Genomic DNA, 24,346 nt, shown 5'->3' with positions numbered 1-24,346 from the left:
TCTACTCCGTCGTCGCCGCGCGCAGCGAGGCCACCACCGGCCGCTGCAACACCCCGCGCAGCAGCCACCAGCCCGCCAGCAGGGTGAGCGCCGCGCCAGCCCCGGCCGTGAGGCCAAAGGGCAGGGGCGAGGGCTGCCAGGCAAAGTCGAACACGCGCCGCGCCAGCAGCGCCCCGATCACGGTGGCCGAGCCGCCGGCCAGCACGCCCGCCAGCAGGCCCACGCCCAGCAGCTCGGCGCGCTGCACCTGGCGCAGCAAGCGGGCCTGGGCGCCCAGCGCGCGCATCAACGCAAACTCGCGCGCCCGGGCTTCACGGGTGGACGCCAGCGCCGCCAGCAGCACGATCAAGCCCGTGGCCAGCGTGAACAGAAAGAGCGCTTGCACGGCCTGGATCACCTGGTTGATCACGCCCTGCACCTGATCGAGCTGGGCCGTCACGTCGATGGCGGTGATGTTCGGGAACTCGCGCGCCAGGCGGCGGTCCAGCTCGCGCGTGGCGGCCGCATCGCCGGGCACGCGGTAGGCGGCGATGTGGGTGGACGGGATGTTGGCCAGTTCGGCATTCGGAAAGAGCACGAAGAAGTTCACCCGCATCGAACTCCACTCCACCTTGCGCAGGCTGCTGACGCGCGCCTCCAGCGCCTGGCCGGCCACATCGAAGCGCAGGCTGTCGCCCAGCTTGAGCCCGAGGGTCTTGGCCAGGCCCGCTTCCACGCTCAGGCCGCCGGCTTCGTCGTCCACCCACTGGCCGCCCGTCACCTGGTTGTGGCTTGGCAATTGGGCGCTGTGGCTGAGGTTGAACTCGCGCTCGGCCAGGCGGCGGGCTTGCGGGTCGGTGTAGGCGTCGAGCTTGATGGGCTCGCCATTGATGGCCGAGAGCCGGCCCCGGAACATCGGGTACCAGTCAAAGTCCTTCACGCCCGCTTGGCTCAGCGCGCCGCGGAAGGCCGCTGCCTGGTCGGGCTGGATGTTGATCACGAAGCGATTGGGCGCCTGAGCCGGTGTGGCCGAGCGCCAGGCGTCGATCAGGTCCGTGCGCAGCAGCACCAGCAAGGCCAGCGCCAGCAGGCCGAGTGACAGCGACGTCACCTCCACCACCGCCAGCCCCGGCCGCGCACTGACCTGCCGGGTGGCCAGCAGCAGCCAGCGCGGCCAGGCGGCAGCCGAGCCGCCGCGTGGCAGGCTGCGGCGCAGCAGGGCCACGCACAGCCGCGCCAGCAACGCAAAGCAACCTGCCGCGATGCCGAAGCCCGCCAGCGTGATGCCGCCCAGCATCCAGTCATCGGCAATCAAGGCCAGCACGCCGGCCAGGCCCGCCACACCCAGGCCGCCCACGATCAAGCCGCTGGCGCGTGGCGCGCCAAAGTCGCGCCGGATCACGCGGATCGCGGGCACCGCCGCCAGCTGCAACACCGGCGGCAGGCCAAAGCCCACCAGTAGGGCCAAGCCCAGCCCCAAGCCCAGCACGGCGGGCAGGGCGCCCGGGGCGGGCAGGTCGGCGCTTACCAGGCCCGACAGCAGCGCCACAAAGCCTTGTTGTGCGATCAAGCCCACCAACACGCCCGCCATCGCCGCCAGCAGCCCGGCCAGCATGAACTCCAGCGCATAGACCGCCGCAATCCGGCGCTGCGGCTGGCCCAGCACGCGCAGCATCGCGCAGTCGTCCAGATGCCGGGCTGCAAAGTCGCGCGCGGCCAGCGCCACCGCCACGGCGGCCAGCAAGGCCGAGAGCATCGCCACCAGGCGCAGGAACTTGCCCGCGCGGTCCAGCGTCTGCTGCATCTCGCTGCGGTTGGCCTCCAGCGATTCCAGTCGCACACCGCGCACGGCCTGCTGTTCAATCGCCGCACGCGCTGCCTTGGCAAAGTCCTTGGCCTGCGGGCCCATGCCGGCCATGCGGTAGGTGACGCGGCTGGCCGGCTGGATCAGGCCTGTGGCCGCCAGGTCGGCGCTGTTCAACATCACGCGCGGCGCGAAGTTCATGAAGCCGGCACCCCGGTCGGGCTCGACGTCGATCACCCCCGCCACCGCAAACTCGCTGTCACCCAGCCAGAGCGTGTCGCCCAGCTTGAGGCCCAGGCCCTGCATCAGCGCCGGGTCCACCCACACCTCGCCGGGTTGCGGCTGGCGGCTCTTGGGTGCCGGAGGCTCCGACAGCTTCACCTGGCCCCGCAGCGGGTAGTTGTCATCCACGGCCTTGACCGACACCAGCCGGGTGTCCCCGCCCAGGTCGTCCGGCAGTCGCGCCATGCTCGGGAAGGTGACCGTGCGTGAGAGCCTGAGCCCGTGCTGAGCCGCCAGGGCTTCGAGCGGGGCCGGCGTGGGCTGGTCACTGGCCACCACCACATCGCCGCCCAGCAGCTGCGCCGCGTCGCGCTTCAGGCCGCGGTCCAGCCGGTCCGACAAAAAGCCCACTGCCGTGGCGGCGGCCACGGCCAGCAGCACCGCCAGACCCAGCAGACGCAGCTCGCCAGCCCGCCAGTCGCGCCACAACTGCCGCAGCGCCAGTCGCCAGACCGATGGGGCTTTGAACGTGGTCGGGAGGGCGGCCGCGCCAGTCGCTTGTTCACTCATGGCGCGCACTGTAGGCGGCGCCCGCAAGACCCCACGGAAGTCATCCGCACCGGCACCTGCGGGCCAGCCCGCCGCCCGTCAGCCCCTGCCTATAATTCGCAGCCTCGCGGGTGTAGTTCAATGGTAGAACGGCAGCTTCCCAAGCTTCATACGAGGGTTCGATTCCCTTCACCCGCTCCACTGCATCAATCTGCGGACTTCCGCAGAAGTCCAAGAGAGTCTGCAAGTCGTTGCCACACAAAGACTTTTCCTCTCTTTGATGTTCTGCCGAGGTCCACTTCGATCCGCCGACAGCCGGGACTTTTGAGTCCACAAACAAGTCCATTTTTGCGGGCGCGGCTGATTCCGGATTGTTGATGGAGGGGCGAGGTCGACGTGACCAGCATCTGGTTCCTGACTCATATTCAGGAGCAAGAGCATGGCACTCTCAGACCTGGCCGTTCGACAGGCCAAGGCAACTGGCAAGGCATACACCCTCCCTGACTTGGATGGCCTCTCCCTGGCCGTCACGGCTGAAGGGGGCAGGACTTGGCACTTCCGCTACTACTGGGCGGGCAAGCAGAAGCGGATGTCGCTCGGCACCTACCCGGAGGTGACGCTTCGCGAGGCCCGCAGCCTACGCGATGAAGCGCGCGCCCTGCTGGCCAAAGGCATCAATCCCCGCGTTCACCGCAAACAGAAGCGCACCGCTGTCCGACTCGCCGACGAAAACACCTTCGAGGCGGTGTATCGCAAGTGGCTCAAGCATCGCGGGCTCAGCCTCAAGGAAGGCCGGCAGACGACCCTCTCGATACTTCCGCGCATCTTCGACAAGGATGTGTTGCCGACCTTGGGCAAGCGGTCGATCTATGAGATCAAGCGTCCCGACCTCTTGGAGGTGATCGCCAGAATCGAGAAACGCAGGGCGCTCTCCGTCGCCGAGAAAGTCAGGGCGTGGTTCAACCAACTGTTCCGCTACGCGCTGGTGATCGTGCCGGGCCTGGAGCAGAACCCTGCCTCCGATCTCGACGTGGTGGCGCTGCCACTGCCGCCCGTCAACCACAACCCGTTCCTGCGCATGGCCGAGTTGCCAAAGCTGCTGCAGAGGCTGCGCAGCTATCGCGGCAGGCGGCAGACCCAGCTCGGGCTGCGGCTATTGCTGCTGACCGGCGTGCGAACCGGAGAGCTGCGACAGGCGATGCCGGATCAATTCGACCTGGACCGTGGGCTGTGGATCATCCCGCCCGACGTCGTAAAGCAACTCCAGGTGGACATGCGCAAGAAGCGGCAGCAGCCGAAGGACATCCCGCCATACATCGTGCCGCTGTCGATTCAGGCCATGGAGATCGTCCGGCACCTGCTGGATGAGTTCAAGCCGGCCCAGCGCCACCTGTTCCGGCACGACAGCGACCTGAAGAAGCGCATCAGCGAGAACACGCTCAACGGTGCGCTCAAACGCATGGGCTATCAGGAGCGCCTTACCGGACACGGTATCCGCGGCACGATGTCCACTGCGCTCAACGAGATCGGCTACCCGAAGGTCTGGGTGGATGCACAGCTCTCGCATGTCGATCCCAACAAGGTCAGCGCGACCTACAACCATGCCGAGTACGTGGAGCAGCGTCGTCGCATGATGCAGGACTGGGCCGATCGGCTCGACCTCTTCGAGCAGAACCAGGTCGAGGCGGCCAGCATGCCGCTCACCGTGCATCTGGAAGGCGTGCCCGCATTCCCGAGTGAGCAAACCGCAAGCGCACCCTCCACGCCGGTTGCCGCTTCGCCAATCCTGCTCGTGACGAAGCCGGGTGACGCCATGCCGTTGGTTTCTGCCGCCGCGCATCGGCTGCCGGCGGTTCCACCCCCTCGATCGGCCGCGCCGCTGGTGCCTTCGGACATTCAGCGCGAGAGGATGGAGCTGTTCGATGTCTTCGAAGCGCCGCACAACCTTCCCGTCGCTGCGTTTGCCAAGATGGCGGGCAAATCCCGCAGGTGGATCAGCTACGAGATCAAGGCGGGCAACTTGCTGGCGTTGAACGTAGGCAACCGCGGCCAGCGCGTGCCGGACTGGCACCTCGACCCACTCAAGCACGAGCTGATCCAGTCCGTCCTGAAGCTGACCAGGGGTGCAGACCCTTGGCAGATCTACCATGCACTGCTGCAACCGCGCTCGATGCTGAGGGAGCGTTCGGCACTGGAGGGCGTGACGGCCAGCAATCTCGACAAACTCGTCATGGCAGTGAGCACAGCCGTGAAGGAAAGCGAATGGACCCCACTGCAAGTCGGGGTCGCCTAGCAGCAGGAATGCGGGATCGCGGCGAAACCGCGATCCCCGCGCGTTTGTCAGTCAGGACACCAAGCGCGCGCGGCGGGCGAATCTTTCCTGGGAGTCTGACAAGGAAGCGTTGCGGCGGAGCAGGTAAGCCATCACGATCGTTGGTGCGCCGGCCAGCGGCCGCACGGCGATGCCTCGGCGTAGGTAGCTCGCCAGTCTCGCGGCAGGCGCAATGGCGATCCCGTACCCGGCGGCAACCAGCGTCATCGCCACATCGAATGTCGCCACCGTTTGCTCTCGCTCTTGCAGCGCGTTCTCGAACACGCGCTGTACGGTCATGCGCCATGGTTCATCGGCCGTGGACTGCGAGCAGATCAAGGGCTGCCTGAGCACTTCCTGGCGCGGCACTTCACGGTAGGCCAGCAGGTGGGAGCGCTTGGCCACGGCGACCGCCAGCGTGTCATGCCACAGCGGCTCGCATATCCAGCCAGGCCACTGCCAAGCAGCCGCAGACAGGGCGAAGTCGAAGCCGTCGCCCGGCAGCTCCGCACCGCGACCGGGGTCTGTCCATCCGGCCAGGACGGCATGGGTCTCCGGCTCTTCGGCGCGCTGCAGGGCGAGCACGTCGGCGAGTTGGGGAGGCACCCATTCGCCGAGAACGGCCATGCGAATTTCGGCGGTGATATCACTCGATTCCACGTCCAGCTCCCCCAGGCGGTGAACTCGTCGCAACTGATCTCGAAATCGTTGAATGAGTTAAGTTTAACGTGGTTTAAATCGTGCCCGTGTTCGACGCTCTTGGCAATGCCAAAGCGTTCGATCCAAAGGGGCCGCCCCACCGGCACCACTACCTACGAAGCGGAACCAGCCATCGCGTTTGGGGCTGCCGTGCGGGAAGAGAGAACCAACCAGGGTATTGCTCAGGAAACGCTGGCCCACATGGCCGGCATCGAACGGTCGCACATGGGCAAGATCGAGCGCGGCGAGCATGTCCCGACGCTCCCTCTCATCCTCAAGATTGCCCGTGCGCTGAAATGCAGTTCCGCCCACTTGATGACCCTGACCGAAGCCAAGCTGGCAGAGTCGGCCCCATCCGCGGATTGAAGCCGGCCCGCACAGCGGCCGCATGCCTACGCCTGATCGGCGTCCTTGCCCCCAAGGGCTGAATCTTCGCGCTTTGCGGCCTCGTTGAGGAGCCGCAGGTATGGGTTGTCTGGCGGCGTCTCCTGGAACAGCGTATCCGGGCTGGCGAGCAGGTAGCCGTGCAGCCGGCGCGACTTGCGCGGCCCTGTGACTTCGCAGGTCCAGATGTTCAGCCCGCTGGGCTGCTTGCGGTGCTGCCCCAGCTTCTCGAATCGCTTCTGCACCCACTGCCACCCCTCCAGCTCCTCCTGCTTGGCCAGCGCGGCGACTTGAAGGTACTCCTGTGCATAGCGCTGGAACACGCCGGGGCTGACGAGGTAGGCCGTGCCGGCGACGGTATGCACCAGGGCCTTGGCGTCGTTGATGATCAGCTTGCGCGTCTGGATGCTCTGACGCAGCCAGGTCATGAAGTGCGCCCCGGAGGGCTCCGCGCGATCCTGGGAAGGCGCGGGGCTCATCTGCGGCGGTGGCACGGTCAAAGGGGCCGGCTCGGGCTCGGCAACAGGGCAACTTGGGATCTCCGGTGCTGTGGGTGGAGCGGTGTCGCCCAGCAGGTCGAGCAGCGCGGCCACGCCGGTGTCTGTGGTAGCGCATGCCATCGGCGGTGTGCTCGCGGGTGCCGCTTCGATGCCTTCCGCGCGCGGCCCATCGGCCACCGCCGGCGCCTGTGGCGTCGGCTCCGCTTGTTCCTCTTCGACCTGCACACGGCCTGCGAACGGCGCCGGCCGGTCGGCGGCATCCCAGATCATCGCCGGCGAGAGTTTCAGGAAGGTGAAGGCGTGTGACCAGCCGGCGTCGCTGGTGACGGCAGCCTTCCAGATCGCCTTGCCATCCGGCGTTGGTTGCACGATGCCGTGATCCTGCAGCACGTTGAACACCGCCGTATTGCTCGACGGAATGCCATCGATACCCTGCGACAGCAGATGTGCGCGCAGTTTGTCGGAGACGGTCTTGCTCACCAGCCAGAGCGCGTCCTGGGTCAGCCAGCCGTCCGAAGCCTGGGGCTGGTTCAGCTTGAACTCTTCCTTGAGCAGATAGCGCAGGCCGTCGAGCAATTTGCGTTGCAGCGCATGCTTGGGCGCCGCCAGCGCCTTGCTGGGATCGCCGCCGAGTTCCTGGGCGACCGATGCCTGGTCGGCCTGCACGACCAGCTCGCCGAGCGTGCCGGCGTGCTCGTACTGGCCGGCCAGCACGTACAGCAGCGCGGTCCAGAGGTCGGGATAGCCGCTGAGCCAGTCGAAGATGTCCCGATCGAGAAGGCGCGCGTAGAGCAGCCCGGTGGCGGCGCTGTGCAGGCGGTACTCACGCTCCTTTCGGTAACGGAAGCGGTAGGGTTTTCGCAGTGGGCCGTGCCAGGGATGCCAGACGCTGCCGTCGGCATGCTCGACGTGCAGATCGACCGCAATCTTGCCGATGTCGTGCAGCAGGGCCGCGTAAGCTGTGCCTGCGGTCCAGGCTTCGGCCTGGGCCGCCTGTGCCTCCGGCGTGACGCCCGCAGGCAGCAGGTATGACTGCCGCAATTTCAGCGCATAGGCGACGATCTCCAGGCCGTGGTCCAGCATGCCGCCCGGATAGGCGTGGTGGTGGCTTTCGGAGGCCGGGAACTGCTGGACCAGCTCGGCGTAGCGCTCAAGTGGGGCGAGGTAAAGCGTGGCGAACTGTCGGCGCGAGAGCGATGTGCGCTGCCAGATGTGTTCCAGCAGTTTCTGCCGACGCGGCGTGGCCAGCAGCGATGCGGCCGACTCGGGCCGCGTCAGCCCTTTGGGTGTCTCGATGGAGGGAGTGGATGGTGCGCCGGAGGCCGGCAGCATCCGTTTGCGAAACAGCGAGAGCATGGCGAACCTCGGATGAGGGGCTGCTCAGGGGTGCCTTTTGGCCTTTTCGGGTAGGGCCTTTCCCCTTGGCCCCATTCCCTTGCCCCTTCCCAGCCCTTGCGGCCTTTTCGGAAGCCTTTGGGTATAGGGGCAGCGCGTGTCGCGTGCCGCAATCAATGCGGCATGGGGCAACCCCGGCAAGCCGGGAATACTGCTGTCGCCGCGTCAGATCTGGCCCAGGCCGGCATCGAGCGCAGCGGCTTGCGCGGCGAAGTCCTTGGGGCGCTTCTTGCGAAAGGTCTCCAGGTTGTTGAGCTTCCAGCGCAGTGCCGGCAGTTGCGCAGCGTGCTGGCATTGCACCAGCGACCAGTCCGGTTCTGCGCGTACCAGGCCGCTCAGGAACCGCCTGTGCGCCTTCGTCAGCCGTTGCTGCAACTCGCGTCGCAACTGCGCGCGAGCGTCCAGCAGCGTGTCCAAGGGGCAGTCCACTTCGGCCATACCGACAAAGGCCCGTTCGTACTCGCCGGCGATGTCCTTGTCGTTGCCGAACAGCACTTCGTGGGGCGGCCGGTTGTGCCCGGCCAGGTAGACCACGAAGCACTCGACCATGCCATCGCTGATGCCGCCCGATTCGTAGAGCTGCCACACGTCGAACAGATCGCGCGGATGCTGTCGATCCAGCGCAGCCACCAGCTTGCTGGCGTACAGTTCATCCGGCGCCAGGATCGGCAGCTCGAACTCGACGCCGAACAGATCGCGGGTCTTGGCGCTCAGTGGTCGTCGCTCGACGGGCAGCACGCTGCCACGGAACACGACATTGACCTCGACCTTCACTTGGCCGACGTCGTTCTCGACGATCAGCTTGGTGTCCCCCAGGTCCTTGGCGCGAACCAGGCGTGTCTGCACACCCAGTGGTGCAACGCGCGTGGCGATGGCGGCCAGCTCCTGGTTGATGGCTTGCAGCGCTTCGTCGCGCGGCGTCTGCCACGGGAGGTACACCACGTCGATGTCCACCGACAGGCGTGGCATGTCCTGCACGAAGAGATTGATGGCCGTGCCGCCCTTCATGGCGAAGATGCCATTCGCGAAAACATCGGGCGCGACGGCCAGCAGCAGGCGAACGGTGTCCGCGTAGGTCTTATCCATGAGGTCTCAGGCTCAGCAAGGTGCCGTCATCGAGCCGGCTCATCCAGCGCGTGTTGCTGCCGGTGCGAACCGGGTACTGCTCCAGCAGGGCATCGACATCCACGATGCTGGACTCGCGCGCCCAGGTGAGGAACAGGCGCACGGCCTTCACGCTGGCGCAGCAGGACAGCAGTTGCCCGAGCAAGTCCTTGCGGGGGGAACGCAGTCCATCAAAGATGTTGCGGGCCTCTTCGAGGCCCTGCTTGACGCCGGCTTCGTACAGCAGCTCCAGAACGGCACGCTCGGGGGCTGCCACCCTCAGATCCTCGGGCAGGCCAGGCGGCGTGGTCAGGGTCTTGCTGGCCAGCGCCGTGTCCGGCCAATCGAACAGGCGGGCGTGGACGTAGCGGGCCGGAAAGCGCGAGGTGAACCAGGCCGGCAACGCGAAACGACCGTCGCCCCATAGCACCAGCGTCTCCCGGCTGCCCAGGTTGTGCCGCACACCCTGCAGGGCCAGGGCGCTCTTGCCGCCGACGTGCAGGCCGGGCACGCGCTGTTGCAGGAACTTCAGCGCACCGTAGACCCCGAACTCATCGTTCGGGAAGGCATAGACGCCATGGGCCAGGCGCACGAGCCACCCACCGTCGGCATAGTGGGCGGCGAGCTGTGGCGACACCCCGAACTGGCTCAGGGTGGCAAGGTCGAACGGCGCCCCGCGGGGGAGCCCCGCCTGCAGTCGCTTGATTATCTGATGCCTAAAATTTCCATCCATGCTATAAAAATAGCACGAAATCCAATCAATCCCTAGAACCATCGCAAGAGCGCGCATGGAAAGTAGCATCATATTTGAGTTCTAATGCAGAATCTAATCGCCCTGCGACCCAAGCCGACCCGGCTCTGCCAGCCGCAACCCGCCCTCCTGATCGCGGTCTATGCTGGAGGGCAAGCCACAACCGGCCGCTCCTGAGGTGAGGCACCACCACTGAAACCGAGGCACATGAGCATGACCACCAACACGCACAACGGGCGCTGGAGCCACCGGCTGGGCCGGGGGGCTGCCCGTGCCTGGCGTGGATACCTGCGCCGCGAGCAGCGTGTCGCCGGCTGGCTGGTGGCGCGCGGGGTGCCTGCGGGCGCGACCACGGCGGTGCTCTGGATCATCAAGCTCGCCGTGCTCGGTGCGCTGCTCTACTCCGCGTTCTGGCTGGCCCTGCTGCTTGCCTTTGCGGTGACTGCTGCATGGCTCGTGCAGCACGACGACCCTGATCAAGAGGAACCGCAACCCGAGTGGAGGGAAGGTCCCAACGGCTTCGGGCTTTATGACAAGAGCGACTGGCGCATCGACCCGCATGTGACCGACGACGACTGAACGGCGGTCACTTCTTCGATACGGCGCTCATTGCCATACCAGCGCCACGCCCCCCAGCGCCCTTGGCGTCCGAGGTGGCGGTGGACAACCCCTGCACGATATTTCCCGTGCGCACGCCTGCCCAAGCCAATGCCATCACCCAAAACGTCGGCAGCACGATGAACATCATCGCCATGACGAAGTTGAGCAACATGTCGCCAAAGGCGTTGTTCAAGCCGATCAGCGGGTCGAAGTTCGTGTGCGGCCTGTCCGCGCCAAACCCCCAGCCGTAGAGCGCATCCAGGATCGTGCTGTCGATCCAGCGCGCGAGCTGGAACCAGAAGTCCACGAAGAACAGCGCGAACTGAACGCAGCTCACCGTCACCACCGTCTTCAGGTCGTAGGTGCCGATCAGCAGCACCAGCGGGATGCAGATGACGAGCGCCATCTTGAGCATCGTCAGCACCATCGGCAGCGCCTGGCGCACCACATCCATCGCCGGAAAGAAGCCCAGCGAGCCCACGGTCAACCCCAGGTCGCTCGCGCCGCGCGTGACGATGTTCGGCAAGGTCTTGTCGATCTGCCCACCGTAGTCGGTGTAGACCGCGCCCTGGTTCATCTTCTGCTGTCGCGGTGACACCACGGCGCGGATCACCGAGTCGTCCACTTCGCTCTGCGACAGGAAACCTGCCCAGCGGCCGATGCGCGACAGCAGATCCGGGTCCACCTGTGCCAACAGCCGGCTGCGCAGTCCCTGGCCGCCATCGGCCCACCACTGTCGGCAGGACGGATAGCCGCCGCCGCTGTCCACCTGTGCCAGCCCTGCATCGCGGGTCGCGTCGTAGGGCCAGGCCGTGCGTGGGGTCTTGGAGCGATAGGTGTCATAGAAGCCGGGCGTGTCGAGGAAGTAACTTGACCCGATCCAGGTGACGTCGTTCATCTGCTCGTCGGAAAGCGTCGGTCGGTTCATGAACAGCTTGGCGCGCGACGGCCCGTAGCAGTCGTGCGTGAAATCGGCGACCTCCTGTGCCAGCACCGGATCGTCGATGCGCGTGGCATCGACATCCATGCGGATCTGACGCAGGTCCGTGCCGCAGGGAATCGCCGCCACCGCGGCGCCCGTCACGGCTTTCGACAGCGCATGCATGAAGAACCACCACACCGGCACCAGCGCGCTCTGATCGTTGAGCGCCGTGTAGACGTTGGACCAGCCCGTGTCGTTGGGCAGCGGGACGTTGACCTGGCATTGCGCGGAGCGCGTGGTGTCGAACTTGATCGTGGCGAGATCCACCGGGATGAACGGGATGCCGGCGAACAGGATGACCACGATCGCCACCCACACCCGGTTCTCGATGCGCATCGACGACAGCACGCCCTTGTTGCCTTCGTCCGCGCCTTCGCTGCGGGCCTTGAGCCATTCCTGGATCACGATGGCCACGAACGGCAGCGCGAACACGCCGCTGGCCACGAGGATGCTCCAGATGCCGTTGTTGACCACCCAAGCCACCAGGGTCAGGTAATACTCCAGATAATCCGTGGTGTAGAGCGTCATGCCCGTCTCCCGGTCTCAGCCGTGCCGCAGCAACTGGCTGCCTTCCAGCAGCACGAGGGCTGTCACGGCCGCGATCTCCGTGCGCAGCAGGCGCTGATGCGTCTCGCGGGAGGGCTCCCGCCGCAACAGGCGCCGACGCATCCACCACCAGCCGTAAGCCGTCGCTCCGTAGAGGCACAGCCGCCACACGAAGAAGTGGCCAGCGTGCGCCTGCAGCCAGTGCTGCCAGCCCTCGACGCCGCCGACCACGTGGATGCCCGCGATGTTCACCACCGTCGCCGCGGCCACCACCAGCAAGGTCCACAGCAGCGCCACGCCGACGCGGCGGTTGAACAGCCATGGCAGCCGCAGCCAGGCCAGCCGGCTCATGGCGTACCGCTCCGCGGTTTCTGGACTTCCCGCAGACGGTCGCGCGTGGTGTCGCCCTCGAAGACGCCGCGCGAGCCGGCGGCGCGGGTGCTGTGGCGCTGGATGATCGCCATCGCCGAGTTGCCGGCCAACGTGCGCCGCAGCTCCAGCTCGGTCTTGAGGTTGTTGATCTCTTGCTCCAGCGCGGCGTTCTCCTGATCGACCGCCTGCACGGCCAGCTCGTTGGCGGCGACGTTGGGCTCCTTCTTGCCCGTCAGCAGCGTGCGCTGCAGCAGCAAGGCTTTTTCCAGCACGCTCGACAGTGCGGCCTCGGATGCGAGACGCCGGCCCAGCACGTCCTGATCGGGCTCGTCGCGTAGCGCTTCGATCACGCCACGGGTGATCGGCAGCGAGCTGCTGCCGGCGGCTTCGAGATGGGCCGGCGTCGTCGGCCGCGCCCCTGTCACCAGCTCTTGCAGCGCCTGCAGCTTGGTTTCGTACTCTTCCTGGATCATCGGCGTGAGCCCGACGCCTGGGGTGGTCTGCGTCTTGGTGCAGCTCTCGCAGGTGCGCTGCTCACGCTCGCCCAGCACGCGGATCGCCCAGGCCGAGGCCGCCTGCGGCGATGGCCAAGTCTGGCAGGTCAGGCGGTTGCCGCAGGCGCTGGACGCAATCGGCGACGTATCGCCGACGCTGCGGCCGTTGAGCAGGTTGTAGCCCACACGGGTCACGTCGCCCACCACCTTGATCGAGCTTTGGCCGTTGCCGCCGGCATTGCTGCCGCCAACCCAGGGCACGCCGTTGTTGCCCCGGTTGGTCTCGGCCTGCTCGATGGCGGATACGGCATCGGTGCTGGCGACCGCATCGCGCAGCGCGAGGCCCTCGGCGAGCTGGTTCCAGCCGGCTTGGCCGCCAGCCATGTCGGCCATCCGCTCGGCGATCGCACGGCAGGTCATCTTGGAGCGGTCAAAGTCCAGCCGCGCCTGCAGGATGCCGTTGGTGAGCAGGTTGTAGAGCCCGGGATCTGCGCGCTGGATGATCAGCGCCGGCAGCGACGCCACCGCAGCGGTGGCGTTCTGGATCACGTTCGACATGATCGTCTGGAAGCCGTTGGTGATGCCGTTCAACTGGTTCTGCAGCGTCGTGGTGATGCTCATGTCGCCGCAGATGAGGTTGCTGTTCCAGCCGATGCCGACACCGATGCTCTGCATGTTCCCCGCACCGCCCATGGACACGGCCCGACCGCCGCCGATGCTGTAGAGCACGTCGTCGCCGATCACGCTGCCGCTGACGTTTACGCCATTGGGGTCGATGCGGGTCTGCGCCCAGGCGGCGCCGACGGCCATCGTGATGGTCGCCACGAGCAGCGTGGCCCGCAGGTGCGACTTCGCGCGGCGCAGGAAGTCAGGGAGGGAGGCGTTCATCGTGGGTTCCTCACATGAAATCGACGCTGCCGAGGAAGACCTGGCCACGGCGCCGGCAGCAGGAGTACGGCCGCCACAAGGCCCAGGCGTAGTCGCCTTGCTGGGCCTGCACGCGGGTGCGGCTGTGCGGGAAGACCACGCAACTGTTCGAGAGCGTGGGCGTCAGCTCCTGCCACTTGCCCGTCGAGGCGTCGGTCTCCATCAGCGCGCCGGCCGGCCAGTAGCCGTCACGGGCGTTGGCCAGCAGGGGCTGGTACACGTGAATCTGGTTGCGGCGCGTCACGATGTCGCCCGCGCGCTGCGCGACCACGGCGCCGCTCTTGTGGTCGTCGGTCTGGTGTAGGAAGCCGCCGCGCGGATAGACGTTGCCCCACAGGTTCAGGCCGGCGCGCGTGCCGATCTCGCGCCGTCCGGGAATCAGCGCTTCGGGATAGAACGCTTCGGGGATGTTGTAGCGCCAGGCGATGGTATCGAGCGTGCTCAGCAGGTAGGGCATGAAGGCCGTGCCCGCACCCTCGCAGGAGTAGCCCGAGGCGGCGGCGAACTGGCTGAATACCAGACCGGCGGGGTGGCCGATCACGTCAGCGTTCTTGAACTTCGCCAGGTTGTTCTCGTTGTCATGGTTGGTGGTGCCGTCGCCGCCGGCTTTGGCGGTCGGATTCGGCATGCTCATCGCCCGCACTTCCAGCCAGGGGTTCTCGCCCGTGTTGCTGTAGCTCGACACGACGGCATCGGGCACGTAGTGGCGTACCTTCACCGAGGTGCGCACCGAGCAGCCGAACGGCGTGCAGTACAGCCAGTAGCAGATGCCGACGACGCGGTACTCCAGGCAGTCGGGCGACAACGCCGACGAGACGATGGTGGCGGTGTTCAGGGCGAACGCCGAGGTGGCCGCGCCCAGCATCAGCGAGGTGACGATGGCGCGCAGGCGCCGGGAAGTCATCAGGCGGCTCATGGCCGTGCGCTCCGGTAGGCGTCGATGCGCGCGACGGCGTGGGCCACGTCGGGCTCGCCGTAGACCACGTAGCGCCGATCGACCACCACGGCAGGGATCTTGACGATGCCCAGTCCCCAGGCATCGGCGACGCCCTGATAGGCCTGGCCGATGCGGCGCTGCAGGTCGACGCCGCCATCGAGCAGCCGCTGCCGTACCAGGGCCTCCGCCTGGGCTGGGTCAGCGGGCAGGCGCGCCGTGAGTTCGGCCTCGATGTGCGCCGGCTGGTCCAGCTCGATGACGCGCACGCCGGCCGGGGCCTGCACCGGATGACGGCTGTCGGTGACGACGAGCATGTCCGCCGCCACCGCGACCGGTGCGAGCAGCGCCAGGCACAGCACAGCGGCCAGAGGGCGCCGTGAGGCGGCGGGAAGATCGAGTGAAAGAGCCGGCATGTCGCGCCTCCGCGGAGTCGATGCAGCCTGTAGTCGAGCGCAAGGCCAGCCCGCGAGCGACAAAGAATCCGACACCGGCGGGCTCCGATTTCCTGCAAGCCGGCGCCCAAAGAGAACGGGAGCCGAAGGCTCCCGTGGAGGACAACAGACGAGCACCGTTGCGGCGCAATGGAAGGACGCGGCTACAGCAGGCCTTGCTCGGCGAACGAATACGGCGTGCCCTTGCCGACGATGAAGTGATCCAGCACCCGGACATCGACGGTGGCCAGGGCGCTCTTCAGCCGCTCGGTGATCGCACGATCAGCGGCCGAGGGCTCGGTGTTCCCCGAGGGGTGCTGATGCGCCAGGATCAGCGCCGAAGCGTTGAGCATCAGCGCACGCTGGACAACCACCCTCGGATACACCGAAGTCTGGTCGACCGTGCCCTTGAACAGCGGCTCAAAGGCGAGCACCTGGTGCTGGCTGTCGAGGAACACGACGGCGAAGATTTCGTTCGGCTCCGCGACCAGTTTCAGGCGCAGGTAGTCACGCACGGCGGCGGGACTGCCCAGCGCTGGACCGGCCTTGAACACGCGGTTCTCCAGCAGGGTGATGGCCTGCCGAATGATCCAGTCTTCGTGCTGGGCGGCGATCAGGGTGAGCGACTCCGGGCGGGAGTCGGCGATGACGAGAGACATGACGAACCTCCAATGGATGAGATCGGAGGGCGCCTGCCCCTGGAGGGCAAACCCTCCTGGGGACGATGGGGATGGAACAGGTGACGAGCGGGCATCCACCACCGCGGAAGCAGTGGCTGTTCGCGTCAAGGGATGCGATGCGAACGGGTTTCGATCAACGCGGACAAGCCGCGCCGTAGCCTCGAAGATCGATGGCTACCTGGGCATGTCGCCAGCAACGCTGGTGGGCATGTCTGGGGGATGTGAGGACTCGGCGCCCGCCGTGTCGCTGGCAGCCAGCAGGTCGATGGCCGAGAGCAAGGCGTCGCCGTCCATGGGGCCGTGCAGCAGGAGCGTCTTGCCTGACTCGCGGTCGCGCAGTTGCAAGGCCGGCGTGGCGGCAATGCTCTGTCGTGCCGCCTCCGCGGCCTGGGCGCGGATCACGGTGTCGGGCCGCTCGCTGTCGAGGCACTGCTGCAGGGTTGGCGTGAGGTCGGGATAGCGCAGGCCCTCCGGCAGGCCCTGGCCGTCGCCGCGGGTGTGCGCGTAGAGCCACGCCACCGCCTGCCAGAACGCGGCATGCCCGCCCACCTCGCCCGCGCACTCGGCCAGGCGTGCCCCGGCGGTCGCGGCGGGCTCGTGCATGGGCAGCGGCAGGTGATGCCACTGCCAGTTCACCTCGGGGTGGGTGTCGATCCAGCGCTGGAGCGTCGGGAAGTACGCCCGGCAGTACGGGCACTCCAGGTCGGCGTAACCGACCACCGTGAAGCGGGCATCGCTGCGGCCGTACAGCCACGGCGGTCCGGCCGGCTTTGGTGGCTCGGACACGGTCGTGATTGGATGCGTGAACTCCGGGGCCGCATCGGGCGTGCGCAGGAGCAACCACCCGGCGGCGCCCACCACCGCGACCAGCAGCGCGACCGAGGTATGGCGTCGAGTGAACGAAGACAGGCACATGCTGTTCCTCCTTCAGGCCAATGCATCCAGCGCCAGCGGCTCGATGCCCCGCGCACGGTCGATCTTCTCGGCCACGCGGAAGGCGGCATCCAGTTCGTTGATGCCATGCTGTTGCATGAGCTGGTAGCGCTCGGCCTTCTCCTCCGGTTCGGTCATCGCCATCGCCAGGTAGAGGCTGGGCGGCACGGCGCGGAACAGCACTTCCATGCTCTTGGAGAGGATGACGCCCTCCGAGAAGGCGCCGGCCTGCTTGCGCGCCGACAGCATCAGCGCCTTCTGCGAAGCGTTGAGTTCACGGAAGCGCGCGACCTTCTCCACCTCGTCCGGCGGCATCGACAGGCAGATCCACCACTCGATCATGTTGAGCATGGGCTCGGCCGCCTTGGGCAGGTCGTCGAGGTTCTGCGTGGCCAGCCAGAACCAGGCGCCGAGCTTGCGCCACATCTTGGTGATCTTGACGATGTACGGCGAGAGCAGCGGGTTCTTGGTGATGATGTGGCCTTCGTCCGTCACATTGACGATGGGTCGGCCCAGGTACTGGTCCCGCTCGGCGATGTTGTTCACCGTGTTGATCAGCGAGATGTAGGCAATGGAGAGCTGCGCGTTGTAGCCCTCGCGGGCGAAGGTGGCGAGATCCACGATCGTGATGTCCGCCTCGGGCCACGGTGTTCCCGGACGGTCGAACATCTCACCGTCCACGCCCTGGCAGAACATATCCATCGCGTCCGCCATCTCCTGCAGCCGCGCCCGCCGGGTCTCCGGCAGCGTGGCATCGCGGCTGCGCTCGCGCAGCGCGTCGCGCACGTCCCGCGTGAGCACCGTGCGTTGCTCGGCCACGCAGCGCCGCGCCGCGTCGAGGATGCACTGGCGGATCAGGCTGCGGTCGGCGCGCGTCATGCGCGCTTCCTCGCGCTCTTCACCGCCCGTGATCATCAGCCGCGCCGTGATCTCCAACTCGCCGAGCACGTCGCGCTGCTCGTCGCCTTCCATCGCCGCAGCAGTTTCGGCGCGGTCCTCGTCGAGCGCGTCGGCGTCGAGGGTCTGCACCTGGCCCGGCGTATCGACCAGGCGCCAGGCATCGGCAAACGGGGCCAGGCTGACGCCCGAGCCTGGTGCGAGCTTCACGCGGTTGACGCTGAGCCCAAGGCGCACGGCGAAGTCGCCGAACAGCCCGAACGAGTTGCCCGCTTCGACGATGAACAGCCGCGGCCGGTAGATGGCGGTGACCTGGTTGAGCAGGTTGTTGAGGGTCGCGGATTTGCCGGAACCCGTGGGACCGAACAAGAACAGATGCGCATTCATCTGCCGGTCGAGCCGGTTCAGTGGGTCGAAGCTGATCGTGCCGCCGCCGCGATTGAAGAAGGTGATGCCGGGGTGGCCTGTGCCCTGGCTGCGGCCCCAGACCGGCGCCAGGTTCGCAGCGTGCTGCGCGAACATGAGCTGCGTGTACCACCCGCGCTTGTCGGCGGTCGGGTCGTAGACGCAGGGCAGCCAGCGCAAGTAGCTGTTCAGCGGCGCCACCTCGTCTTCCTCGCGCACCGGCTGCAGGCCCGCGTTGAGCATCACATTGACGAGCTGCAGGCCGCGCGCGTCGAGCTGAGCCTGATCTCGACCACGCAGGTAGAACGCCAGCGCGCCGCGGTAGAGCTTGTGGGCGCTGCCGATCAGGCCGCGGGCCTGCTGCACGTCCGCGCGCGTCTGTTCGGAGGCCAGGGTTTCGCCGACGGCCTTCTTGGCGAGGTGATTGAGATGGCTTTCCAGCACGTCCTGCGGTGTCGCCACCACGGTCAGGCACATCACCGTGTCTTCCGGCATCTGGTCGAACAGCGCGTTCATGGCGTCGCCGCCCTTGCGCGTCTCGCCCGTCAGGTGTCCGGTCGCCGGCGGCATGCGCAGGCGATCCATCACGATGACGCGATGCGGGAGCCCATCGAAGAACCACAGGCCCTGCTCGACATCCGAGCGCGGCGGGCCGAAGAACAGTCGCTGCGCGAAGTCGGTGCCGCTGGCGAGTTCGACTTCGCCCTCCTCGGTCTCGTCGGGGTAGCGGGTCAGCGCATAGAAGCGCTCGCGGTCTTCGGCGCTCGGGCCGAGCAGGGTCGGATGCGGGTTGAACCAGCGCAGCAGCCAGGCGTGGATGTCCGCCGCGCCGAGCCGCCGGGCCTTCACGCCGGCATTCGCCAGCCCGCCCACCAGCCGGTCGCAGATCGTGGTCAGCGCCTGCTCGGGCGACTGGCCGCGCCGCGTGGCCGCAGCCGTGGGCGTGCGGCGGTAGACCACCATACGCACGCGCCGCACCTGGCCGCGCCACGGCAGGCGGGTGACGGTGGTGTCCTCGAACAGCCCGCCCGGCTTGGCGATGGCGCGCAGGTGGTGGGCAAAGAAGCGCTGGTAGAACTCGCTGAACGCGCTGCCCCGCGCACGCGGCTGCACGTAGCCCGCCAAGTTGCTCAGGTAGGGGTTCCAATCGGCTTCATCCTGGGCGTAGAGCTGCACCACCCAGGGGTTCTCATCGAGTTCGTCGAAAGAGTCCTGCAGGGCGTTCTCCAGCGCATCGCGGGCCTGCCACAGCCAGGCCAGCTCGCGGCCTTCAGTGCCCACTGGCAGCAGCTCGAAGAACGCGGCCACCGACTGCCCATCTTCGAGCAGCATGGCCTTCGAGCCCGGCAGGTACTCGGCCCACGGCAGCATGTCCGCGAACGACGGCGCGACGGTGTAGAGCGCATCGTGGTCGGCCTGGGTTGCGGGCCGGCGCTGGCCGGCGAGCGCGCCGCCGGGCTCGGGTATGCCCTGCGCGGCCAGCGTCGCGACATGCTGCGCCCAGGCGTCGTCCGCCGCCTGCGCACCATCCGCCGGAGGAGCGGCTCCCTTGCGCGGCCACGGCATCGACCAAGCCATCAATAGTCCTCCACCCGCTCGCCGGGCATTGCGTACTGCACGCGCTGGTACAACGGGAACACCGTGCTGTAACCGGGCACCGGCACCGGGTCGGTGCCGGCCAGATGCGGGAACACGTACATCACCAAGTCGGGATTCGGCAGGCGATGAAACTGCCGGTAGATTTCGTTGCTCGCGGTACGCGTGTAGCGCTCCTGCACGGCGGGCGTGGCCTGCACGTCGGCTTCGTTCAGCGGCCGGCGCAGGCCTTGGCGTGCGTCGAGCAGTTGCCGTGCGGTGGGGCCGCCGCCTTCGCCGCCGCCGGTCTCCTGCTGCCAGATGTCGAGCATTGTGTTGTGGCCGTGGGGCAGCAGCTTCTCCTTGCTGGTCGCACAGCCGCCGAGCAAGACGGCCGCCAGCAGCACGGCGGTCGCGTCAATCCAGGTCCGAGGCATGGGCTTCTCCGATGCGGTGGTTCACCCGACGCCCCTGGGCGTCGTGGTCGATGTGGAGCGGCTGCTCCAGATGCACGGCGACCCTGGCGCCGGGCTGCACGTAGACGGCCGCGAAGGCCTGGCCATACAACTTGTTGACCCAGTCGGCCATGTCGCGCACGCCACCGGCCAGGATGCGGCCCATCGCTTCGTTGCCGCCGATGCCGACCGTGCCGAGCGAGCCGTTGCCGTTGGCGACCACGGCGACGCTGCCGTTGTCGGATTTGATGAGCGAGGCCGCGCCCGCGCCGGCCGCAGTGATCAGCGCCTGGCTGCCGAGGTACTGCTGCGCGTTGCTGCGCCGCTCGCCGCTGACGCAGGGAATGCCGTAGGGATCGCTGATCCAGCCCAGGCCGCCTTGCGTGGCACTCGTCGTGCTGTTGGCGCTGGCTTGCCCGCCGCGCTGGTCCCGGTTGCCGTCCTCGGGCACGGTGCGGATGGTGCCGTCGTGGAACACGAAAGTGACCGAACGGATTTGCCCGCGCACGCACGAAAGCGTCCAGTCGCCCGAGGCCGTGCCGCTGACCACGGCGCCGGCCACGTCGGGGATGTCGATGCCGTTTGCCGTCAGGTTGTCCGGGCCGATCAGCACCTTGAAGGGGTACGGGTCATTGACCGTGCCGTCGATGGGCACGCGGCCGATCAGCGCCGTCATCGCCACCGAACCCATCAGCGTTGCATTGCGCGGCACCGTGTAGAACGGCGTCGTGGTAGCACCCACGGCGCCGACCACCGCACGCCCGCCGGCGTCGGCGACGGACTCCGCGGCGGCCGACAGGGTTTTCTGCGCCGGGCCGAAGCTCAGCGGAAAGCTCGGTTCCTTGCTGCTGTTGCGGGCATCGGTCTTGGCATCGCCCGGTTCGACCCAATGTGTGCCGTTGCCTGCGCTGCTGCCGTCATTGTTGCCGAAGCGCTTGCCGTCGCCTTCTTCCAGGCCCAGCCCGACGGGCAGGTCGACCTGGCCGCCTTTGCCGGAGAGGCCATCGAGCCGCTGCTGCAGATCCTGCAGCAACCCCTGGGTCTGCTGCTTCTCGCTCACCACCTGCTCGCGTTCCTGCTGCAAGCGGCTGCGTTCGCTTTCGAGCGCGGTCTGGATGCGCTGGTCGATCGCGCTCTCGCGGGTGCGCAGGCGCTCGTTCTCGGTCTTCTGCTGCCGGTTGTCGCCCAGCGCGGTCTGCAGTTCGGTGCGCAACTGTTTCACCTGCGCGACCAGCGTGGCCACCGTGTCGCGCGGCGTGTCGCCCTCGATGCCCAGGGCCTTCATCTCCTCGGGCGTGAGCGGGTTGGCCGTGCCCGACAGCGCGGGCCGCTGGCCGGCGGGGCCGGAGAACAGCTTGATGCCGACGAACACCAGCAGCAGGATCACGGGGATCAGCAGCCACTTGAGCAGCGGGTTACTTTTCATCAGACGCTCCTCCTGCCGTGCCGGCGGCACCGGACGGCGGCAGATTCACGCTGGCGTCGATGGGGCTCAGCCTGGGCAGCAGCGCCTCGGCCAGACCGCGGCCGCGCGTGACCAGGTAGACCACGGTGGTGTCGGACGCGTGGCCGGCCGGCCCCAGGTTCGGGTGCTGGAAGGTGGCCGCCACGAAATTGCCCTGCAGCGCACGCGGATCGAGGTCCAGCCAGCGCGCCGCCGTGTTGGTGAGCCGCACCGCCGTCACCCACTGGTCTTCGAGCCGCCAGGCGGCCAAGGCCCGCGCCTGCACCGGCAGCGTCGGCAGCAGGGTGTCCAGCGGGAGGTCGCGGCGCAGGTTCACGCGGCCGATCCCGGCGACCGGCTCGACGGTACGCAACGGCGCGTACAGATTCTGCGCGGCGTAACGTGTCAGCACGACCGGAGCGGGTGTTTCGCGCTTGCGCACTGGCCGATCCGGTGCGGCGGCTTCCGTGGCGCTGACCGCCTCGCCGCCGTAGCGCGTGGCGGGCGACTGCTGCGCGTCCACGATGCGCACCGGCTCCAGCGGGGGCTGTCCGTCCTGCGCTGGTTCGGCGGCGATGTCGAGGAGAATCAGCGCGCCGGACTCCACGTCCTGCAACTGCAGCCGCGTCGGCGGCAGCGGCTCGCTCGCCCGCAGGTAGATCGCGCCGCCGGCGCTCTGCACCCGCAGGTGCGCGGCCGCGCTGTCCGGTACGCCGACACGCACGTTGCGGTCGATGAAGATCACGCGCTCCTGGCCGACCACCAGCGGCACCGCCAGCGGCAGGCGTTCCCAGCGCAGGATTTCTTCAGCCTGAGCCGGCGCGAGCGCGAGCCACAGCAAGACGCCGGCAGAGGCCGACAGGGCATGGCGTTTCATGGGGAGTCTCCCTGCGAGTGGCCGGATGCGGCGCCGGGCGTCGGTGACGTCTCGATGCGCTGAGGCGCGCTGGCATGGCAGTCCAGCGCCAGGCCGAAGGGGTTGCGCTCGGGATCGACGTCCATGCGCACAACCTTCAGGGCGTAGCGCACCAGGGCACGCTTGACCTGCTCGGAGCCGTGGTACTCGTCGGCGCTCACGTCCAGCGTGACGATCCAATCGCGGTCGGAAACCGCCTTGACGCGCGTGCTGGGGCTGTCGCCATAGCCGCGGCCGGGAATCTCGTAGATGCCGCGCACGCGCTGCCGCAGCTCGCCGCTTGCGCGACGGTACTCGTAGTCCTGTTGCAGGAAGGCCCGGCAGCTCGGCGTCAGGTAGGCCGACAGCGCGTGCAGGTTGCGCGGGTAGTCGGTCTCGCCGTTGGTGGGCCAGCGCTGCACCTGCTGCCAGATGTAGAAGCTGAACGCGTACACGCTCTCGGGCGGCACGTCCCACCACTTGCGCACGCTGCCCGAGCGCAGGTCGGGGGGCACGTGGATGGTCAGATCGCGCGGCGCGCTCCACCAGCCGAAGCCGAGCAGCAGCGCCACCACAAACAGCGCCGCGCCGCCCAGGCGCAGCGTCTTCACGTGTGCCTGCAGGTGCGCGACCTCATTCTTGAAACGGCTCATGCCGCACCTCGGTGGGCCGTGCGCCGTGTGCTCCACCAGCCCGTGCGGATGATCAGACGGCACCCGCCCAGGTGAGCGGCGAGCACTGGATAGCGCAAGGTCAACCGCCACTGAAGCTGCCGGTACAGCCAGGTGTCGGGCCGGCCGCGCTTCTGGCTGCGCAGGAAGCCACCGCCGACGAAGACGCCGAGCGCGATGCCGGCGACGATCAGCGTAGGCACCATGGCAATGCTGCGCGTCAGCCAGGCCAATGGCACACCGAGCACGAGCCCGGCGGCCGCCGACAGGCCAGCGCAGATCCACAGCTCATCGGCGGTCAGTCCGCGCACGACCACCGGCTGGCGATTCAACCGGTGCGGCAGGAACGTCACCAGCGCATCGCGCGCTGTCTCCGCGGGGGTGGCCATCACGTGCAGCCCTTACAGCACGCCGGTGGCTTTGGTCAGCAGCCAGATGCCGACGACCAACAGGATCGCACCCACGGCGACCGTCAGCCCGAACTGGCCCCAGGTGGCGCGGCCCGTGTGGATCTCCGAGTAGCGTGTGTAGGCGTGATAGCAGACACCGACGAACATCGAGGCGACCACGAGCAGCGCGATCAGCAGCACGATGTCGTAGCCGTAGTTCTGCAAGGTCTGCAGGATGCCGCTGCCCTGGCCGCGCGAGGGGTCTTCCATGGTCGGCAGGCCCTGCGCGAACGCGGATGGCGGCAGTCCCAGGAGCGCCAACGGCGCCAGCAGCGCGGCGATGCGCGAGGGAACGCGAGAAGTAGTCGGAGGCGTGTGCATGATCGATGGCCCTTCGTGGTGGTCAGGAGAGGAGGAAGAAGGTCAGCACCAGGTACATCGCGACGAAGCGGATGCAGACGCCCAGGAACTGACGTTGGTTGATGCGGTTCTCGGCCCAGCCCACGTAGGCCGTGCGCATGGCCCACACGCCCCACAACAGCAGCACCGCGAACACGAAGCCGAGCACCACGACGGACACCGCCGAAGGCGCAAAGCCGCCGTTGGCCTGGAAGGCGGCGATCTGCTCGGCGGTCATGGCGAGGGCTCCTCCTGTTCGTCGCGGCGCAGGTAGTCGCCGGCCAGCGGAACGGGATCGCGCGGCTGGGCGCGCTGAGGCACGAGGAAGTCCTGCACGCCGGTGCGCACGCGTTTCAGGTCGGCGCGCAGCCGGGCGTAGTCGAAGTGGTAGCGGGCGCGCGCCTGCGGCGCGGTGGTGGTGGCGTGCTCGACCAGTCGGTCGATCAGGTCGAGCTGGCGCGCGAGCGCGGCGAGCTGCTCACGCTCCGGGGTGTCGTCGGCAATGGCGGGTTGCAGGGCCGAGAGCGACACGGCCAGCAGCACGGCCAGCGAAGGCCATGCGGATGCGCGGCGGTTGGTCTGTCCCATCGAGCCATTCCCCGTTGATGCGGATGGC

General features: G+C 67.7%; 24 protein-coding genes and 1 tRNA gene. 4 read left to right on the top strand and 21 right to left on the bottom strand.

Translation table 11 applies throughout. From position 1 onward, the window contains the following. Window position 1: 1 nt before the first annotated feature. A complete protein-coding gene (locus ABDJ85_RS07960; RefSeq protein ID WP_347704222.1) occupies window positions 2-2,575 on the bottom strand; it encodes an ABC transporter permease in 2,574 nt (857 codons plus the stop codon). A gap of 106 nt (window positions 2,576-2,681) precedes the next feature. Between ABDJ85_RS07960 and ABDJ85_RS07955 the strand changes: the two genes are divergently transcribed. After that, window positions 2,682-2,755 (top strand) — tRNA-Gly (locus ABDJ85_RS07955). A gap of 238 nt (window positions 2,756-2,993) precedes the next feature. Beyond that, window positions 2,994-4,847, top strand: a complete 1,854-nt coding sequence (locus ABDJ85_RS07950) for a tyrosine-type recombinase/integrase (protein ID WP_347704221.1) — start codon at window positions 2,994-2,996, stop codon at window positions 4,845-4,847. Window positions 4,848-4,898: 51 nt separating this feature from the next. On the opposite strand, the gene ABDJ85_RS07945 is transcribed toward ABDJ85_RS07950, so the two are convergent. Beyond that, window positions 4,899-5,525, bottom strand: a complete 627-nt coding sequence (locus ABDJ85_RS07945; RefSeq protein WP_347704220.1) for a substrate-binding domain-containing protein — start codon at window positions 5,523-5,525, stop codon at window positions 4,899-4,901. Window positions 5,526-5,630: 105 nt separating this feature from the next. On the opposite strand from ABDJ85_RS07945, the gene ABDJ85_RS07940 reads away from it, so the two are divergent. Further along, window positions 5,631-5,930 (top strand): helix-turn-helix domain-containing protein, encoded by a 300-nt coding sequence (locus ABDJ85_RS07940; RefSeq protein ID WP_003282197.1) that lies wholly within the window; start codon window positions 5,631-5,633, stop codon window positions 5,928-5,930. A gap of 26 nt (window positions 5,931-5,956) precedes the next feature. On the opposite strand, the gene mobH is transcribed toward ABDJ85_RS07940, so the two are convergent. The 3 genes from mobH to ABDJ85_RS07925 all read right to left on the bottom strand — a co-directional run bounded on the left by mobH (window position 5,957) and on the right by ABDJ85_RS07925 (window position 9,680). Next, window positions 5,957-7,804 carry a MobH family relaxase gene (mobH, locus tag ABDJ85_RS07935; RefSeq protein WP_347704219.1) on the bottom strand — a complete coding sequence of 616 codons (1,848 nt, stop codon included), beginning with the start codon at window positions 7,802-7,804 and terminating at the stop codon, window positions 5,957-5,959. 204 nt (window positions 7,805-8,008) lie between these two features. Further along, window positions 8,009-8,929: a nucleotidyl transferase AbiEii/AbiGii toxin family protein gene (locus ABDJ85_RS07930; protein ID WP_347704218.1), complete on the bottom strand. Its 921-nt coding sequence runs from the start codon at window positions 8,927-8,929 to the stop codon at window positions 8,009-8,011. Then, entirely contained in the window at window positions 8,922-9,680 is a 759-nt protein-coding gene (locus tag ABDJ85_RS07925; protein WP_347704871.1) for a type IV toxin-antitoxin system AbiEi family antitoxin domain-containing protein, read from the bottom strand. The genes ABDJ85_RS07930 and ABDJ85_RS07925 overlap by 8 nt, the downstream gene beginning before the upstream one ends. A 231-nt stretch (window positions 9,681-9,911) precedes the next feature. Between ABDJ85_RS07925 and ABDJ85_RS07920 the strand changes: the two genes are divergently transcribed. Beyond that, window positions 9,912-10,277 carry a DUF3742 family protein gene (locus tag ABDJ85_RS07920; protein ID WP_430765523.1) on the top strand — a complete coding sequence of 122 codons (366 nt, stop codon included), beginning with the start codon at window positions 9,912-9,914 and terminating at the stop codon, window positions 10,275-10,277. A gap of 7 nt (window positions 10,278-10,284) precedes the next feature. On the opposite strand, the gene ABDJ85_RS07915 is transcribed toward ABDJ85_RS07920, so the two are convergent. The 16 genes from ABDJ85_RS07915 to ABDJ85_RS07840 form a co-directional block, all read right to left on the bottom strand. Continuing rightward, on the bottom strand, window positions 10,285-11,808 hold the full coding sequence (locus ABDJ85_RS07915; protein ID WP_347704216.1) for a conjugal transfer protein TraG N-terminal domain-containing protein: 1,524 nt from the start codon (window positions 11,806-11,808) through the stop codon (window positions 10,285-10,287). A 15-nt stretch (window positions 11,809-11,823) separates the two neighbouring features. Then, complete coding sequence (locus ABDJ85_RS07910) at window positions 11,824-12,177, bottom strand: hypothetical protein (protein ID WP_347704215.1); 354 nt, start codon at window positions 12,175-12,177, stop codon at window positions 11,824-11,826. After that, on the bottom strand, window positions 12,174-13,580 hold the full coding sequence (locus ABDJ85_RS07905; protein WP_347704214.1) for an integrating conjugative element protein: 1,407 nt from the start codon (window positions 13,578-13,580) through the stop codon (window positions 12,174-12,176). Before ABDJ85_RS07905 ends, ABDJ85_RS07910 begins: the two co-directional genes overlap by 4 nt. A 10-nt stretch (window positions 13,581-13,590) precedes the next feature. Further along, window positions 13,591-14,535, bottom strand: a complete 945-nt coding sequence (locus tag ABDJ85_RS07900; RefSeq protein ID WP_347704213.1) for a TIGR03756 family integrating conjugative element protein — start codon at window positions 14,533-14,535, stop codon at window positions 13,591-13,593. Continuing rightward, window positions 14,532-14,969, bottom strand: coding sequence for a TIGR03757 family integrating conjugative element protein (locus ABDJ85_RS07895; protein ID WP_347704212.1), 438 nt, complete (start codon window positions 14,967-14,969; stop codon window positions 14,532-14,534). The genes ABDJ85_RS07900 and ABDJ85_RS07895 overlap by 4 nt, the downstream gene beginning before the upstream one ends. Window positions 14,970-15,151: 182 nt before the next feature. Then, window positions 15,152-15,646 (bottom strand): RadC family protein, encoded by a 495-nt coding sequence (radC, locus tag ABDJ85_RS07890; protein WP_347704211.1) that lies wholly within the window; start codon window positions 15,644-15,646, stop codon window positions 15,152-15,154. A gap of 195 nt (window positions 15,647-15,841) precedes the next feature. Next, complete coding sequence (locus ABDJ85_RS07885; protein ID WP_347704210.1) at window positions 15,842-16,582, bottom strand: DsbA family protein; 741 nt, start codon at window positions 16,580-16,582, stop codon at window positions 15,842-15,844. A 12-nt stretch (window positions 16,583-16,594) separates the two neighbouring features. Further along, window positions 16,595-19,480 (bottom strand): conjugative transfer ATPase, encoded by a 2,886-nt coding sequence (locus tag ABDJ85_RS07880; RefSeq protein ID WP_347704209.1) that lies wholly within the window; start codon window positions 19,478-19,480, stop codon window positions 16,595-16,597. Next, on the bottom strand, window positions 19,480-19,914 hold the full coding sequence (locus ABDJ85_RS07875) for a TIGR03751 family conjugal transfer lipoprotein (protein ID WP_347704208.1): 435 nt from the start codon (window positions 19,912-19,914) through the stop codon (window positions 19,480-19,482). Before ABDJ85_RS07875 ends, ABDJ85_RS07880 begins: the two co-directional genes overlap by 1 nt. Then, a complete protein-coding gene (locus tag ABDJ85_RS07870) occupies window positions 19,895-21,358 on the bottom strand; it encodes a TIGR03752 family integrating conjugative element protein (RefSeq protein WP_347704870.1) in 1,464 nt (487 codons plus the stop codon). The genes ABDJ85_RS07875 and ABDJ85_RS07870 overlap by 20 nt, the downstream gene beginning before the upstream one ends. Next, entirely contained in the window at window positions 21,348-22,253 is a 906-nt protein-coding gene (locus ABDJ85_RS07865; RefSeq protein ID WP_347704207.1) for a TIGR03749 family integrating conjugative element protein, read from the bottom strand. Before ABDJ85_RS07865 ends, ABDJ85_RS07870 begins: the two co-directional genes overlap by 11 nt. Continuing rightward, the gene (locus ABDJ85_RS07860; RefSeq protein ID WP_086077269.1) at window positions 22,250-22,924 is read right to left on the bottom strand and encodes a PFL_4703 family integrating conjugative element protein; all 675 of its coding nucleotides are present in this window, start codon (window positions 22,922-22,924) and stop codon (window positions 22,250-22,252) included. Before ABDJ85_RS07860 ends, ABDJ85_RS07865 begins: the two co-directional genes overlap by 4 nt. After that, entirely contained in the window at window positions 22,921-23,331 is a 411-nt protein-coding gene (locus ABDJ85_RS07855; RefSeq protein WP_086077270.1) for a TIGR03750 family conjugal transfer protein, read from the bottom strand. The genes ABDJ85_RS07860 and ABDJ85_RS07855 overlap by 4 nt, the downstream gene beginning before the upstream one ends. A gap of 12 nt (window positions 23,332-23,343) precedes the next feature. Beyond that, window positions 23,344-23,712: a TIGR03745 family integrating conjugative element membrane protein gene (locus tag ABDJ85_RS07850; protein WP_033470526.1), complete on the bottom strand. Its 369-nt coding sequence runs from the start codon at window positions 23,710-23,712 to the stop codon at window positions 23,344-23,346. A 22-nt stretch (window positions 23,713-23,734) separates the two neighbouring features. Further along, a complete protein-coding gene (locus ABDJ85_RS07845; RefSeq protein ID WP_086077271.1) occupies window positions 23,735-23,968 on the bottom strand; it encodes a TIGR03758 family integrating conjugative element protein in 234 nt (77 codons plus the stop codon). Then, the gene (locus tag ABDJ85_RS07840) at window positions 23,965-24,318 is read right to left on the bottom strand and encodes an integrative conjugative element protein, RAQPRD family (protein ID WP_086077272.1); all 354 of its coding nucleotides are present in this window, start codon (window positions 24,316-24,318) and stop codon (window positions 23,965-23,967) included. The genes ABDJ85_RS07845 and ABDJ85_RS07840 overlap by 4 nt, the downstream gene beginning before the upstream one ends. Window positions 24,319-24,346: the final 28 nt, after the last annotated feature.

Origin of the sequence: Roseateles paludis (assembly GCF_039872745.1) — a bacterium.
GTDB classification, from domain to species: Bacteria; Pseudomonadota; Gammaproteobacteria; order Burkholderiales; family Burkholderiaceae_C; genus Pelomonas; species Pelomonas paludis.
This window is presented reverse-complemented; position numbering and strand designations above follow the sequence as displayed.

Bases quoted from the DNA above. Each gene is read 5' to 3' on its own strand.
- mobH (WP_347704219.1), bottom strand. From the start codon at position 7,804: ATGCTCTCGCTGTTTCGCAAACGGATGCTGCCGGCCTCCGGCGCACCA.
- ABDJ85_RS07850 (WP_033470526.1), bottom strand. From the start codon at position 23,712: ATGCACACGCCTCCGACTACTTCTCGCGTTCCCTCGCGCATCGCCGCG.
- ABDJ85_RS07920 (WP_430765523.1), top strand. From the start codon at position 9,912: ATGACCACCAACACGCACAACGGGCGCTGGAGCCACCGGCTGGGCCGG.
- ABDJ85_RS07925 (WP_347704871.1), bottom strand. From the start codon at position 9,680: ATGGATGGAAATTTTAGGCATCAGATAATCAAGCGACTGCAGGCGGGG.
- ABDJ85_RS07855 (WP_086077270.1), bottom strand. From the start codon at position 23,331: ATGGCCACCCCCGCGGAGACAGCGCGCGATGCGCTGGTGACGTTCCTG.
- ABDJ85_RS07840 (WP_086077272.1), bottom strand. From the start codon at position 24,318: ATGGGACAGACCAACCGCCGCGCATCCGCATGGCCTTCGCTGGCCGTG.
- ABDJ85_RS07895 (WP_347704212.1), bottom strand. From the start codon at position 14,969: ATGCCGGCTCTTTCACTCGATCTTCCCGCCGCCTCACGGCGCCCTCTG.
- ABDJ85_RS07940 (WP_003282197.1), top strand. From the start codon at position 5,631: ATGCCAAAGCGTTCGATCCAAAGGGGCCGCCCCACCGGCACCACTACC.
- ABDJ85_RS07875 (WP_347704208.1), bottom strand. From the start codon at position 19,914: ATGCCTCGGACCTGGATTGACGCGACCGCCGTGCTGCTGGCGGCCGTC.
- ABDJ85_RS07845 (WP_086077271.1), bottom strand. From the start codon at position 23,968: ATGACCGCCGAGCAGATCGCCGCCTTCCAGGCCAACGGCGGCTTTGCG.
- ABDJ85_RS07885 (WP_347704210.1), bottom strand. From the start codon at position 16,582: ATGTGCCTGTCTTCGTTCACTCGACGCCATACCTCGGTCGCGCTGCTG.
- ABDJ85_RS07950 (WP_347704221.1), top strand. From the start codon at position 2,994: ATGGCACTCTCAGACCTGGCCGTTCGACAGGCCAAGGCAACTGGCAAG.
- radC (WP_347704211.1), bottom strand. From the start codon at position 15,646: ATGTCTCTCGTCATCGCCGACTCCCGCCCGGAGTCGCTCACCCTGATC.
- ABDJ85_RS07910 (WP_347704215.1), bottom strand. From the start codon at position 12,177: ATGAGCCGGCTGGCCTGGCTGCGGCTGCCATGGCTGTTCAACCGCCGC.
- ABDJ85_RS07860 (WP_086077269.1), bottom strand. From the start codon at position 22,924: ATGAGCCGTTTCAAGAATGAGGTCGCGCACCTGCAGGCACACGTGAAG.
- ABDJ85_RS07960 (WP_347704222.1), bottom strand. From the start codon at position 2,575: ATGAGTGAACAAGCGACTGGCGCGGCCGCCCTCCCGACCACGTTCAAA.
- ABDJ85_RS07905 (WP_347704214.1), bottom strand. From the start codon at position 13,580: ATGAACGCCTCCCTCCCTGACTTCCTGCGCCGCGCGAAGTCGCACCTG.
- ABDJ85_RS07915 (WP_347704216.1), bottom strand. From the start codon at position 11,808: ATGACGCTCTACACCACGGATTATCTGGAGTATTACCTGACCCTGGTG.
- ABDJ85_RS07880 (WP_347704209.1), bottom strand. From the start codon at position 19,480: ATGGCTTGGTCGATGCCGTGGCCGCGCAAGGGAGCCGCTCCTCCGGCG.
- ABDJ85_RS07930 (WP_347704218.1), bottom strand. From the start codon at position 8,929: ATGGATAAGACCTACGCGGACACCGTTCGCCTGCTGCTGGCCGTCGCG.
- ABDJ85_RS07870 (WP_347704870.1), bottom strand. From the start codon at position 21,358: ATGAAAAGTAACCCGCTGCTCAAGTGGCTGCTGATCCCCGTGATCCTG.
- ABDJ85_RS07865 (WP_347704207.1), bottom strand. From the start codon at position 22,253: ATGAAACGCCATGCCCTGTCGGCCTCTGCCGGCGTCTTGCTGTGGCTC.
- ABDJ85_RS07900 (WP_347704213.1), bottom strand. From the start codon at position 14,535: ATGAGCCGCCTGATGACTTCCCGGCGCCTGCGCGCCATCGTCACCTCG.